At 69.3% G+C, this 13,486-nt stretch carries 9 protein-coding genes; 4 read left to right on the forward strand and 5 right to left on the reverse strand.

What is annotated here, in order from left to right; all coding sequences use genetic code 11:
* Positions 1-326: 326 nt before the first annotated feature.
* Positions 327-1,124, reverse strand: coding sequence for a polysaccharide deacetylase family protein (locus tag ABE505_RS16110; RefSeq protein ID WP_346445559.1), 798 nt, complete (start codon positions 1,122-1,124; stop codon positions 327-329).
* Between the two features lie 129 nt (positions 1,125-1,253).
* Here ABE505_RS16110 and grxD point away from each other — a divergent pair, with 129 nt between their 5' ends.
* The 4 genes from grxD (at position 1,254) to ABE505_RS16130 (ending at position 8,165) form a co-directional block, all read left to right on the forward strand.
* Positions 1,254-2,183 (forward strand): Grx4 family monothiol glutaredoxin, encoded by a 930-nt coding sequence (gene grxD, locus ABE505_RS16115; RefSeq protein WP_346445558.1) that lies wholly within the window; start codon positions 1,254-1,256, stop codon positions 2,181-2,183.
* A 424-nt stretch (positions 2,184-2,607) separates the two neighbouring features.
* Positions 2,608-4,116, forward strand: coding sequence for a diguanylate cyclase (locus tag ABE505_RS16120; RefSeq protein WP_346445557.1), 1,509 nt, complete (start codon positions 2,608-2,610; stop codon positions 4,114-4,116).
* Between the two features lie 61 nt (positions 4,117-4,177).
* The gene (locus ABE505_RS16125; RefSeq protein WP_346445556.1) at positions 4,178-7,648 is read left to right on the forward strand and encodes a PAS domain-containing hybrid sensor histidine kinase/response regulator; all 3,471 of its coding nucleotides are present in this window, start codon (positions 4,178-4,180) and stop codon (positions 7,646-7,648) included.
* Positions 7,649-7,823: 175 nt separating this feature from the next.
* Positions 7,824-8,165 (forward strand): hypothetical protein, encoded by a 342-nt coding sequence (locus tag ABE505_RS16130; protein WP_346445555.1) that lies wholly within the window; start codon positions 7,824-7,826, stop codon positions 8,163-8,165.
* Positions 8,166-8,629: 464 nt separating this feature from the next.
* On the opposite strand, the gene ABE505_RS16135 is transcribed toward ABE505_RS16130, so the two are convergent.
* The 4 genes from ABE505_RS16135 to ABE505_RS16150 form a co-directional block, all read right to left on the reverse strand.
* A complete protein-coding gene (locus ABE505_RS16135) occupies positions 8,630-8,989 on the reverse strand; it encodes an endonuclease domain-containing protein (RefSeq protein WP_346445560.1) in 360 nt (119 codons plus the stop codon).
* 280 nt (positions 8,990-9,269) lie between these two features.
* Positions 9,270-10,187, reverse strand: a complete 918-nt coding sequence (gene ubiA / locus ABE505_RS16140) for a 4-hydroxybenzoate octaprenyltransferase (protein WP_346445554.1) — start codon at positions 10,185-10,187, stop codon at positions 9,270-9,272.
* Between the two features lie 427 nt (positions 10,188-10,614).
* Positions 10,615-12,855 carry a polysaccharide biosynthesis tyrosine autokinase gene (locus ABE505_RS16145; protein WP_346445553.1) on the reverse strand — a complete coding sequence of 747 codons (2,241 nt, stop codon included), beginning with the start codon at positions 12,853-12,855 and terminating at the stop codon, positions 10,615-10,617.
* Positions 12,856-12,929: 74 nt separating this feature from the next.
* Entirely contained in the window at positions 12,930-13,367 is a 438-nt protein-coding gene (locus ABE505_RS16150; RefSeq protein WP_346445552.1) for a low molecular weight protein-tyrosine-phosphatase, read from the reverse strand.
* Positions 13,368-13,486: the final 119 nt, after the last annotated feature.

A 13,486-nucleotide genomic window follows, 5' to 3' on the forward strand; every position in this document is an offset into this window, starting at 1 on the left:
GGCCTGCATGCGCAAGCTGCTGACCATCCTCAACGCCATGCTTCGAGACAACGCCAGATTCCGACTCGAAACGCCTGTTGCGGCTTGACCTCCAACACCGTTGCTCCCCCGTAACCGGGGGAAGGCGCAGCGCAGCGTGCGCATCGCTCCTGCTCGTAGAGAAAGAAGCGAAGCCGTGCACGCATCACCTCCCCCGCTCGCGGGGGAGGTCGGCACGCGTCGCGGGCCGGGTGGGGGCACAGGCTGTCACGCAAAAGCGTCCCATTCCCGCCTCCCCCCCGGGAAGGGCGCGATGCCCGCGCTGCGGGGGAAGACGCCAAGCACGATCACCGCGTGGGGTCGCCGGCCCCATCCGCCAGAGGAGCCGGCAGCACCGGGCGCAGCCCGCGCACCCGCAAGCGCTCCAGAACGCCGGCGACCATCTCGACATTACGGCCATGGCGCGCGCCTTCGTGCAGCAACACGATCGCGCCCGGCGCCAGATCGGCATCGATGCGCGCGACGACCTTCGCCGTGTCGCTCTCCACCGCATCGAACCCACGTGCGCTCCAGGCCACACGCGCCAGCCCGGCGTCACGCAGCGGGGCATGCACGAACGGATTGCTGTGGCCGACCACCGAGCGGAACCACACCGGCGCCTGCCCGGCGATCGTCGTGAGCGTGCGCTGGCAATCGGCGATTTCGCGCCGCATCTGCGCCGGCCCCAATGCCCAAAACCGGGCCTGCAGATGCCGATGGCTGTGATTGCCGATGCCGTGGCCGCGCGCGACGATCTCGCGGACCAAGCCCGGGCGCGCGGCCGCGCGTTCGCCCACAAGGAAGAACGTCGCCCGCGCCGCGTGTGCGTCGAGCAGGTCGAGCAGCGGCCGGGTGTCGTCCGAGGGGCCATCGTCGATGGTCAGCCAGACCCCGACCTCGCCCTCGGGCAGGCGCCGGAGCACCGGCCCGTACAGCCGCGAGCCGGGCGCCAGCACGCCCCACAGGCACAGCGCATGGCTGGCCAGCAGCAACGGCAGCCCAACCTGCCAGCCCCATTGCCACCACACCCACGCGATCACGGCCTGGGAGGCGAGCACCAGCGGCAGCCACAGGTAGGGGCGACGGGGCGGACGATGCGGCGACATGGCGCGCATCATGCCATCGCGCCCGCCGCGCATCGCAGCATTCCGCCAACGCGACCACCGGTCGCGGGCTTGCGTAGGCGGCCCCGCGCTACCATGTCGGTCTTCCCGCCTGTTCCAGGATGTTCTGCCATGTCCCTCGATCCCGCCCTCCGCACCCGCATCGAGACCCTGCTGCAGGGCAACCGCGCCGTGCTGTTCATGAAGGGGTCGCCGATGGCGCCGCAGTGCGGCTTCTCGGCCAAGGCCGTGTCCGCACTCGACGCGGTCGGCGTCGACTACGCCCACGTCAACGTGCTGGAAGACGGCGAGATCCGCGAAGGCATCAAGGTCTACGGCGACTGGCCGACGATCCCGCAGCTCTACGTCGAGGGCGAACTGGTCGGCGGCAGCGACATCATCGAGCAGATGGCCGGCAGCGGCGAACTGCACGGGCTGTTCGGCGTCCAGGCCCCGGACCGCACGCCCCCGACGATTGCGATCACGCTGCCCGCGCGCGAGATGATCACCAAGGCGCTGGCCGATGCCGGCGGCGACTACGCGCTGCAGATCGACATCGACCGAAACTTCCGCGCCCGCTTGCAGCTGGCACCGCGCAACCCGTCGGCGATCGTCAGCGACGTCGCCGGCCTGCTGGTGCAGTTCGACCTGGCCAGCGCCCGCCGAGCCGAAGGCCTGACGATCGATTTCGCCGACGACATCCGTGGCCGCGGCCTGGTCATCGACAACCCGAACGCGCCCAAGACGGTCCAGGAAATCGCCCCGACCGAAGCCGACGACCGGATCGCCGCCGGCAAGCTCACGCTGGTCGATGTCCGGCCACCGGAGGAGCGCGCCACCGCCTCGGTCTCGCGTCCGTTCGAAGTCCTCGACGGCGACGGCATCCAGCGGCTGCAGGCGCTCCCCAAGGACACCCCGCTGGCGTTCCTGTGCCACCACGGCGGTCGCAGCCTTCAGGCTGCCGAGCACTTCCGCAACCAGGGCTTCACCCAGGTCTACAACGTCACGGGCGGCATCGACGCCTGGAGCGACAGCGTCGACGGCGGCGTGCCGAAGTACTGAGCGCGCGACTGCGCCACAGCACCGCCTGTCTGACAGCAACGCCTCCATCCCCACCTTCCCCCGCTTGCGGGGGAAGCAGCCAAGCGCACCACGCGGCCACGCCCTTCTCGCCCCCGCAGCGAAGACCAGGCACAGCGCGCGAGCAGGCACCTCCACCGCGCGCCGGGTGGAGGCATGGGCCGTCGCAGCGCGGCTGGTCGCGCTCAAGCCCCAGGCCCACCTTCCAGCCGTGCGAGGCGCAATGCCTCCGCGATGCAGGGACGGCGCCAAACACAGCCCCCGCGATGGGGCAGTCCCCTGCCGCCGCCAGCGGCACACCACTCAAGTCCGCCGCGGCCACGCCGATATCGATCGCGATCAGTCGCAGTCCGCCACGGCCCCTGGCCGAGGACGACCCCGGTTGCCTTTCGATGACGTGGCCTCCATGCGGAAATCCCCCAATCCGTCCGACACCCCCGCGCCTGCGACCGGCGCACGCGGGCGTGAGGGTGCGATCGGGTCGGAGGCACTGGTCGCGCTGTTTGCGCAGGCCCACGCACCGCATGCCCTGCTGATCGCCTTCGCCGACGGCGTCGCCGGTCTCCACGACGAACTCGGCAGTCTCGGCCAGTACCTGCAATCGGCCTGCGCCAATGGCGACTGGCCGGCCTACGGCCGCGCGATGCGGCAGCTGATCGACAAGTACATCCGCTTCGTCGATCTCGACACGCCTGCGTTGTCGGCCACCGATCCATCCATCCGCCTGCGCGACTTGCTGCGCCAGACGCTCGGCATCGCCCTCGCGGCGCTGCTGCGCAACGAACCGGCGCTGTCGGAAGAAGCCCTCGCGCTGGCCAAGGCCTTGCGTGCCACTGACGCCGGCGCACCCGATCTCGACCGCCTGTCGCAGCGGCTCACCGACCTGTGCCGTCGCATCGACGTGCATGCCGAGGCCACTGAGGAGCAGGTCGCGCTGCTGATCGGGCTGTTCGACCTGTTGCTCGAGAACATCGGCGAGCTGCTCGACGAGAAGAGCTGGCTGCATGGCCAGCTGGCACAGATCCGCGGCCTGCTCGCCGGGCCGCTGGACCGGGGCTCGATCGAGGAAGCACGTGCGGAACTGCGCGAGGTGATCTACCGGCAGGGCGTGCTCAAACAGGGCATCGATGCGTCCAAGGTCGCGATGAAGACGATGATGTCGACCTTCGTCGAGCGCCTGGATGGGATGGCGATGCACACCGGTGAGTACCAGGACCGCATGGCCGGGCATGCGCAACGGATCCGCGAGGCGCGCAGCATCGCCGGCCTCAACGCCGTTCTCGACCAGATACTCGACGATACCGGACGGATCCAGGCACAGGCGCTGCGCGCGCGCGACGACCTGATCGCCACCCGGCGGGAGGTCGAGCAGAGCGAAAAGCGCATCCACCTGCTGGAGCAGAAGCTGCGCGACGCCGCCGGGCTGGCACGCGAGGACGAACTGACCTCCTGCCTGAACCGGCGCGGCTTCGACGAGGCCTTCGAACGCGAAGCCGCGCGCGCGCGCGAGAACCGCCCCCTGTGCATGGCGCTGGTGGACCTGGACGACTTCCGCCGCCTCAACGCCACCCACGGCCACCTGGGGGGCGACGCCGCGCTGCGCCACTTCGTCGACGTCGCCCGCCTCACCCTGCGCGACAGCGATATCCTGGGCCGCTTCGGCGGCGAGGAGTTCGTGATCCTGATGCCGGCCACGACACTCGCCCACGCCCTGGCCGCGCTCGCGCGCCTGCGCACCGTGCTCGCGCACCGGCCTGTCGTCCACGACGAGACCCGCATCGTCATCACCTTCAGCGCAGGGGTCGCACTGCGCCGCCCGAACGAAACGCTCGAATCGCTGCTCAAGCGCGCCGACCTGGCCATGTACAGCGCCAAGCGCGCCGGCAAGGACCGCGCGATGGCCGCCCAGGCCTGAGTCGCGCCCGCCGCGGCGGGCCGGGAGGCTACACTCCCGCGGTCGCGTCGAAGGATGTCGCATGCTGCCGGGCTGGATCCTGCTGCTGGTGTCGCTGGGCTACGCCGCGCTGCTGTTCGCGGTGGCGTGGTACGGCGACCGGCGGCCGCTGTATCCACAGCGGCCGTGGCTGCGCCCGTTGGTCTACAGCCTGGCGCTGGCGGTGTACTGCTCGTCGTGGACGTTCTACGGCGCGGTCGGCACCGCCGCGCGCCAGGGTATCGGTTACTTGCCGATCTACCTCGGTCCGCTGCTTCTGTTGCTGTTCGGCTGGCGCATCCTCGAACGGCTGGCGCTGATTGCGCAGTCCCAGAACACCGTCTCGATCGCCGACTTCATCGCCTCGCGCTATGGCCGCTCGCAGCGGCTGGCGGCGATGGTCGCGGGCATCGCGCTGGTGGCGGCGGTGCCCTACCTCGCCCTGCAGTACAAGGCAGTGGCGATCAGCCTGGGTGTGCTCGGCGGCCCCGATGAGGCGGTCACGCCGTTCGGCGACCCAGCGTTCTACGTCGCCGTGCTGATGGCGTTGTTTGCGATCCTGTTCGGCACCCGCAAGGTCGATGCCACCGAGCACCGGCCCGGCCTGATGCTGGCGGTGGCGCTCGAATCGCTGATCAAGCTGCTGGCACTGGTCGTGGTCGGCCTGTTCGCGACACTGTGGCTGGGCGCGCGCGACCTGCACATGGTCGAGGCCACGCGTGCGCTGATCGACAATGCGCCGCCCAGCGGCTTCGTGGCGCAGAGCCTGCTCGCGTTCGCGGCGCTGATCTGCCTGCCGCGCCAGTTCCACGTGGCGGTCGTCGAATGCGGCGACGTGCGCGACATCCGCCGCGCGCGCTGGCTGTTTGGCGGCTACCTGGCGATCGTCTGCCTGATGGTGCTGCCGATCGCCAGTGCCGGCGTCGCACTGTTCGGCCGCGATGGCCCGGTCGCCCCCGACAGCTTCGTGCTCGCGCTGCCGATGGCCGAGAACGCCGACGTGATCGCGCTGTTCGCCTACGTCGGCGGCTTTTCGGCCGCAACGGGCATGGTCATCGTCTCTTCGGTCGCGCTGGCGACGATGCTCAGCAACGATCTGGTGATGCCGCTGCTGCTGCGCCGCGGCTATGCCGAGCGCCACGGCGGCAACGTCGGCTCGACCGTGCTGTGGATCCGCCGGGTGGCGATCGTCGCGCTCGCGGCGCTGGCCTATGGCTACTACCGGGTCAGCGGCTCGGACACCACGCTGGCCGCCTACGGCCTGATGTCGTTTGCGGCGGTTGCGCAGTTCGCGCCGGCACTGATCGGTGGCCTGTACTGGCGCGGCGCCAGCCGGCGCGGCGTCGAGGCCGGGCTGCTGCTGGGCTTCGCGATCTGGAGCTACACGCTGATGCTGCCGGCGCTGACCGAGTCGGGCTGGATCCAGCCGCAGTGGCTCGACGCCGGCCCGTTCGGCATGGCCTGGCTGCAGCCGCGCGCGCTGTTCGGGCTCGCCGGCTGGGACCCGCTGACCCATGGCACGTTCTGGTCGCTGCTGGGCAACGTCGGCGCGCTGCTGCTGGTGTCGGCGCGCTGGCGCCCCTCGCTCGACGAGCGCCTGCGCGCGGCGCCATTCCTCGACCCGTATGCCGAGCGGCGCGCACTCGCATCGGAGGACTGGAGCGGCAACATCAGCGTCGGCGACCTGCTGACGCTGATCGGCCGGATCGTCGGCGACCGCACGGCGCGACGTGCGTTCGACGAGTACGCGCAAGCCCAGGCGCGGCCGCTGGTGCTCAACGCCTCGGCCGACCGGACCTGGCTGCAGTTCACCGAGCGGCAACTCGCCGCCGCGGTCGGCGCGTCTTCCGCGCGCTTGCTGATGACCAGCGCGCTCAAAGGCTCGGGCATGGAGGTCGACGAGGTCGTCGCGATGCTCGACGAGGCCGGCCAGGAGCTGCGCTTCAACCGCGAGGTGCTGTCCTCGACGCTGGAGAACATCGACCACGGCGTGAGCGTGGTCGACCGCACGATGCGCCTGGTGGCGTGGAACCGCAGCTACCAGCGCCTGTTCGGCTACCCCGACAACATGCTCTACGTCGGCCGCCCGGTCGCCGACCTGATCCGCTACAACGCCGAACGCGGCGAACTGGGCCCGCGCGACGCGATCGACATCCAGACCGAGGTCGACAAGCGCATCGCCTACATGCGCGCCGGTTCCCCGCATGTCTCAGAGCGCGTGCTCGGCAACGGCCAGGTCATCGAACTGCGCGGCCAGCCGCTGCCCGGGGGCGGCTATGCGACCAGCTACAGCGACGTCACCGACTACAAGCGCGCCGAACGCGAACTGCGCGAGATCAACGAGACGCTCGAACAGCGCGTGGCCGAGCGCACCCGCGAGGCCGAGGCGGCGCAGGAATCGCGCTCGCGCTTCCTGACCGCAGTCAGCCACGACGTGCTGCAACCGCTCAATGCCGCGCGACTGTTCACCTCCGCGCTCCGCGAGACCCCCGACCCGGGCGAACAGCGCCACCTGGCCGAGCGCATCGACACCTCGCTGCGCGCGGCCGAAGAACTGCTCGACGGCCTGCTCGACGTCTCGCGCCTCGACGCCGGCGCACTCAAGCCGGATATCGTCGACTTCGATGTCGCCGAACTGCTGCGCCAGCTCGCCGGTCAGTACGCACCGATGGCCAAGGCGCGCGGCCTGGACATCCGCCTGCACGCCCCGCCCACCCCGGTGCGCAGCGACCGCCGCCTGCTGCGCCGCGTGCTGCAGAACTTTCTGGCCAACGCGCTGCGCTACACGCGCAGCGGCCGCATCGTGCTGGCGGCGCGCCGACGCGGCGACGGGGTCGCCCTGCAGGTCTGGGACACGGGGCCAGGCATTCCCGAACACCACATGACCCAGATCTACGACGAGTTCCACCGCTACGAGCACAGCTTCGACTGGGACGGCCGCGGCCTTGGCCTGGGCCTGTCGATCTGCCAACGCATCTCCCGGCTGCTGGGGCACACACTCGACGCGCGCGCGATGGTCGGCCGCGGCAGCATGTTCTCGATCACCGTACCGCGCAGCGCATCGGCGGCGATCGTCACCGCGCCAGCCCCCACGCCGCTGCGCGACGAATCGCTGCGCGGCCTGCGCGTACTGTGCGTAGACAACGACGACGACATCCTCGCCGGCATGCGCGCCCTGCTGCGGCGCTGGGACGTGGTGCCCCTGTGCGCCAAGACCATCGACGAGGCGATCGCGGCGATGGACGAGGCGCCCGACGTGCTGCTCGTCGACTTCCATCTGCACGACCGGCTCGACGGCCTCGACACCCTCGACGCACTGCGCGGCATGGCGCCCGAGACGCCCGGCGCCCTGCTGACCGCCGACGGCAGCGACGCGCTCAAGCAGACCGCCCGCATCCGCGGCTACCGGGTGCTGACCAAGCCGGTCAAGCCGGCATCGATGCGCGCCTTCCTCGCCGCCCAGCGCAGCGCGATGACCGCCCGACGCGCCCGCGCCGAAGGGCGCCTTTCGTAACAGAGCCGCGCGCCCGGCAACAACAGAGACTTGCCGGTGCGCCCTGCCTGAGCGGTGGGCACTCGTCACCGCCGCCAGCGCTCGCCCGCGCGTCCTTTCGGATGCATGCCCCTGCATGACGATTCCCTAACGCCCCCCGTTGCTAGGCTGCAACCTTTCGCAACGCAGACGCCGCATGAGCACACGCTACCTGATCCGTATCCCCGACGCCGGCAAGGCCCGCGCTTCGGGCACCTACGCCCTGCAGTCGCGAGGCCCCGAGGGCATCGCCGCCGAGCTCCAGGACGCCCTGCGCGGCGACACCCTCTTCGCCCGATGGCGCGCCGACCAGCCCGACCCCGACGAGGTCGATCCGTCGCTGGGCATCACCGACCCCACCGCGCGCGTGGTCGGCGAACAACGCGACCTGGACATCGACCTGACTGTGGACACCTCGATCTCGAGCACCGTCCTCAAGCACCGTCTGCGCCTGCTCGCCGGCAGCGCCTGGGAACTGCGCGACGTCCGCGCGGCCTGAAGCCCGCCCCCACCCGGCGCGCACACGCGCCGACCTCCCCCGCAAGCGGGGGAGGGGCGTCATGCGCGCTGCCTCCTGGGCGCGTGGTACATCTCTTGTCCGCGTGCAGAGCAGTGCCTGCTGACCACTCAGGCGAGGTGATCGCTGATCACACGCAGGCATTGGCGCAGGCGCAGGCGCTTGCTCTGGCTCTGGCTCTGGCTCTGGCTCTGGCTCTGGCTCTGGCTCTGGCTCTGGCTCTGGCTCTGGCTCTGGCACTGGCACTGGCTCTGGCACTCGCTCGCACTTGCACTCGCACTCGCACTCGCACTCGCACTCGCACTCGCACTCGCACTCGCACTCGCACTCGCACTCGAAGCGTGCTCCCTCCCCCGCTTGCGGGGGAGGGTTGGGGTGGGGGCCGCCGTACGCGCCAACGCAACGCCAGCCTTGCACTCGTTGCACGCATCCCTGTCGTCATCGCGTCATTGGCAGCCCGGCATCCCCTCCTCGCTTAGCGCCTGCCGAATCCGAAGCCACACGCCCTCAGGATTGCCAAGCACGTCGTGATTCCAGAACCGCAGCACCCGATACCCTTGCGCGCGCAGGAATGCATCGCGCGCAGCGTCGGATGTCGACTCGGCATGCTGCCCACCGTCGACTTCGATCACCAACCCTTGCGCCAGGCAAACGAAATCGACGACATAGGGCCCGATCGGATGCTGGCGGCGAAACCGTGCGCCGGCCATCTGGCGCATCCGCAGATGCCGCCATAAGGCACGCTCGGCATCGGTCATGGTCTGGCGCAGTCGACGTGCCAGGTCGCGTTTCGCACCCTGCCGCATTGATGCACTCCCACGATTGCAGGAATGTCGAGCTTGCGGGCTATCGCAACAGTCGACGATCGGGACTTCCCACACGCGTGAGTCAGCTCATGCCGCGCCTTGCTGGCGACTCGAACAGCAAGCAATAGGCGCCTCTCCGGAGTGAGCGAGGCAAGATACTAGATGCCGGCGATACGGTTACCTCCCCGCCCGCGCGGGAGGTCGGCGCGTGTGCGCGCCGGGTGGGACCGACGTCTAGGCGCAGCGCGCGCTCAACGTCTCGTCCTTGCAGTGCCGACGCTCAGGCGATCAACCGGGTCAGCGGCGGCAACGCGTAGTGCACGGCGATGCCGATGAAGACCGTCATGCCGACCCAGTGGTTGTGCAGGAATGCGCGGAAGCAGGGCCCACGCTCGCGACCGCGCGCGATCGAGAACTCCCAGACCACCAGCCCCATGGCGACCGCAAGCGCCAGCCAGTAGTTGGGACCCAGTGCTGCCAGGTGACCGGCGATCGCGAGCGCGGCGAACATCGCCGTATACAGCGCCGCCTGCGCGAGCAGGTCGAAGCGCCCGAACAGGATCGCGGTGGAGCGCGCGCCCGCACGGATGTCGTCCTCGCGATCGACCATCGCATACCAGGTGTCGTACGCGGTCGCCCAGAAGATGTTGGCCACGAACAGCACCCAACCCACGACCGGCACCGTGCCCTGCACCGCCGCGAACGCCATCGGGATCGCCCAGCCGAACGACAGCCCCAGGTAGACCTGCGGCAGGTGCGTGTAGCGCTTGAGGTAGGGGTAACTGGCAGCGAGCACGACACCGACGATGCTCATCAGCACCGTCAACCGATTCATCGTCAGCACCAGCGCAAACGCGACCAGCATCAACCCGGCGAACAGCCACAGCGCCTCGCGTCCTCGCACCGCACCGCTCGCCAGCGGGCGATCCTTGGTGCGCTCGACGTGGGGGTCGAGCCAGCGGTCGGCATAGTCGTTGATCACGCAACCAGCCGAGCGCGTCAGCCAGACCCCGGCGCTGAACACAGCGAGCGTCCAGAGCGGCGGCACCCCCTTTGCGGCGACCCACAGCGCCCACCAGGTGGGCCACAGCAGCAGCAACCACCCGATCGGACGATCGCCGCGGACCAGTTTCCAGTACAGCGCCAGACGCTGGCGCCAGGCGGGCCTGCTCGGAGAAATGGGAAGCGATGCGGACATGACGGGCGACAGGTTAGCGGCGACGCCTCAGCAGGGCCAGGTGTTTCGGCGCGCGTCGCTTACCTGCCACGCTACGCCCCCCATCCCAACCTTCCCCCGCACGCGGGGGAAGGCGCAAAAGCGGCAGCCCGTGAGCGCGCAATGCCCCGAAATGCGGGGGAAGGTGCAAAGGCGGAAGTCCGTGACGGGCGCAAGACCCCGCGATGCGGGGGAAGGCGTAAAGCCACAGCCCGCACACGTCACCTCCCCCGCTTGCGGGGGAGGTCGATGCCGTCAGGTATCGGGTGGGGGCAAGGGCCTGCCGCACTTTTGCCCCCATCCCAACCTTCCCCCGCACGCGGGGGAAGGCGCAAAAACGGCAGTCCGTGAGCGCGCAATGCCCCGAAATGCGGGGGAAGGCGCAAAGGCGCGAAAGCGGTGTGCGAGATCAGGCCTTGTCGGCTTTGTACTCGTAGTAGCCGTAGCTGTAATAGCCCGTGGCGCGCTTCTCGACGGCGTTGAAGATCACACCCTTGACCTGCACGCCATTCTGTTCGAAGCGCTTCTTGGTCAGCAGGATCTCCTTGGGCTGATTCACGCCGAAGCGCGTCACCAGCAGGCTCGAGCCGGCATGGCGGGCGATCAGCGCGGCGTCGGTGACGGCCAGGATCGGCGGGGTGTCGACGATCACCAGGTCGTACTGCTTGGACAGCGCCTCGAGCATCTGGCCGAAACGCGGATGCATCAGCAATTCCGACGGGTTCGGCGGGATGTCGCCACGCACCATGTAGTCCATGTTCGCCACACCCTCGGCCGCGCGGATCGCCTCGGTGGCCTCGAGCTTGCCGCCGAGCACATCGGACAGGCCGCTGGTTTGCGTCACGCCGAGCACCTTGTGCAGCGACCCCTTGCGCATGTCCGCATCGATCACCAGCACACGCTGGCCGGCCTGGGCGATCACCGCAGCCAGGTTCGCCGACACGAAGGTCTTGCCCACCGCCGGACGCGGGCCGGAGATCGCCAGGATGTTGTTCTTGGCCTCGAGCATCGCGAAATGCAGGCTGGTGCGCAGGCTGCGGATCGCTTCGATCGCCAGGTCCGCGGGCGCATTGACCGCGAGCAAGTGCTGCCGCTTGTCGAAGCCCGGGTCGCGGCGCACGCGCCCCCTGCGGTTGCGCAGCCGGTCCATGACCAACAGGTCGCGCGACTCGCTGAGCGGAATCGACGCGTAGACCGGCAGGCCCAGCTCCTCGATCTGCGCAGGATCCTCGATGCCGGCGTGCAACGCACGCTGCAGGAACACCAGGCCCACGGCGAGGAAACCGCCGAGCAGCGTGCCGATCAGCACGATCAGCGGCTTGCGCGGCTTCACCGGCCGCTGGGTGTCGACGACCGCCGGGTCCACGATCCGCACGTTGCCGACGGTGCCGGCGCGCGCGACGTCGAGCTGCTGCGCCTGGTTGAGCAGCCCGGTGTAGAGCTCGTTGCTGACCTGCAGGTCACGGGTCAGCGTCAGCAGTTCCTGCTGGGTGTCGGGCAACTCGCCGACCTGCTTCTGGAAGGCGGCCTTGCGCGCTTCGAGTTCACCGATCTGCTTGAGCAGCGCGCGATAGGCCGGGTGCTCGCGCGTGAAGCTGCGGTCCATCTCCGCCTGCTGCAGGCGCAGCTGCTGGATGCTCGTCTCGACCGCCACTTCCTGCTGCAGCAGCCCCTGGGTCTGCATCGTGATGTCGACCGAGTTCGCCCGGGTCTGGTACTCGTTCATCGCCTTCTGCGCCGCCTCCACCTGGAGGCGCACGGTCGGCAACTGCTCGCGCACGAACTCCAGCTGCGCACCGGCTTCGGCCGAGTTGCGCTCGACGTTCTGGCGCACGTAGGCCGATGCGACCGCCTGCAGGAAGGTCTGCGCGAACTGCGGATCGGGATGCTCGAACGACAACTGCAGGATGCCGGACTCGCGCCCTTGCTCAGAGGCACGCACGTCTTGCTGGTAGCCGGCCACGACATCGAGCCGGCGCAGCTTGGTCACCTCGAACCGTGTCCCGGGATTGGCGCGCAACGTCGCGACCTGCAACCTGACACCACCGCCTTCGGCGTCGGTGCCGACGGTCCCCTCCAGCAGCAACTGGTCATCCGGCCCGAACAGGCTGAAGCGCGAGGCGTCGTCCCCCACGCGCAGCGTCAGCGGCTCGTTCTCCCAGATCGCCGGCACCGTCATGCCGACGATTTCGACATGCTCGCCGCCCCAGCCGTAGCGCGACAGCCCGAACCACGGCGATCCCACGGCGTCGGGCGTCTCGGGCGAGAAGCGGCGCGCGAGGAAGCCGCCGATCAACGGAAAGCGCGCCGGCTCGATGACCACATCGGCATGCGTGCTGTCGACGGCGTCGCCGATCACCGTGCGCGACGTGATCAGCGCGATTTCGGTCGTCGCCGCCGCCGACGTGACGCCACCACCCAGCGACGACAGGTCCGGCAGACCCGGAATGGTCGGCGCTTTGGACTCCACCTGCACCATCGAGCGCGCCTGGTAGATCGGCGTCGCCAGTAGCGCGTAGGCCACGCTGACCACGAAGAACGCCGCGGTGATGCCGATGATCCACCATTTGCGATCGATCAGTGCACCGACGATCTCGCGCAAGTCGATCTCATCCTCGTCCTTGGGGGACACTCCTGTTTCCTTGCTCATGCAGTGGCTCTGGCTTCTGTAAATAAGGCGCAATGCGCGGAAGATACGAATGACGACCCGGAAGGCCGATGGAGCTAGCGGAGATAGCGTCGCCAGGCAGCGACCGACTCGTCGACCAGGTTCAATACGTGCTCGAACGCAGGGCGCTGCTGCCGGTAGGGATCGGGAATCTCGCGGTCGCCGGCCCACTTGCCCAGCAGCATCACCTTGCCGCTGGCCTGCGGCACCTCACGGGCGATCCGCGCCTGATGGGCCCGCTCCATCACCAGCACCAGATCGGCGTCGGCAAGCAGCACGGGCGTCAGCCGACGGGCACGATGTTGATCGGTGTCGAGGCCCCGCTCCTGCAGCAGCGTTGCTGCAGTCGGATCGATCGGCCGGTCGACCAGCGCCTGCAACCCGGCAGAGGACACCGCGATGCCCGAGGTCCCGAGCTCCGATCGCAACACGATCTCCGCGGTAGGGCTGCGGCAGATGTTGCCGATGCACACGAACAGGACCTTCCGAAACACCTGGATGCACTCCACTCCCGGACGCCGCCGGGGCGGACACAAGCGCGCAGTCTAGCAAGCTCGCTCTACGTGATCCGTGAGCAACCTATTCAGCCTTGTCGAGACACGCTCACCAAACC

The organism is Luteimonas sp. TWI382, assembly GCF_039674545.1.
Classification (GTDB): Bacteria; Pseudomonadota; Gammaproteobacteria; order Xanthomonadales; family Xanthomonadaceae; genus Luteimonas.

Bases quoted from the DNA above. Each gene is read 5' to 3' on its own strand.
- ABE505_RS16110 (WP_346445559.1), bottom strand. From the start codon at position 1,124: ATGTCGCCGCATCGTCCGCCCCGTCGCCCCTACCTGTGGCTGCCGCTG.
- grxD (WP_346445558.1), top strand. From the start codon at position 1,254: ATGTCCCTCGATCCCGCCCTCCGCACCCGCATCGAGACCCTGCTGCAG.
- ABE505_RS16135 (WP_346445560.1), bottom strand. From the start codon at position 8,989: ATGCGGCAGGGTGCGAAACGCGACCTGGCACGTCGACTGCGCCAGACC.
- ABE505_RS16120 (WP_346445557.1), top strand. From the start codon at position 2,608: ATGCGGAAATCCCCCAATCCGTCCGACACCCCCGCGCCTGCGACCGGC.
- ABE505_RS16130 (WP_346445555.1), top strand. From the start codon at position 7,824: ATGAGCACACGCTACCTGATCCGTATCCCCGACGCCGGCAAGGCCCGC.
- ABE505_RS16125 (WP_346445556.1), top strand. From the start codon at position 4,178: ATGCTGCCGGGCTGGATCCTGCTGCTGGTGTCGCTGGGCTACGCCGCG.
- ABE505_RS16145 (WP_346445553.1), bottom strand. From the start codon at position 12,855: ATGAGCAAGGAAACAGGAGTGTCCCCCAAGGACGAGGATGAGATCGAC.
- ubiA (WP_346445554.1), bottom strand. From the start codon at position 10,187: ATGTCCGCATCGCTTCCCATTTCTCCGAGCAGGCCCGCCTGGCGCCAG.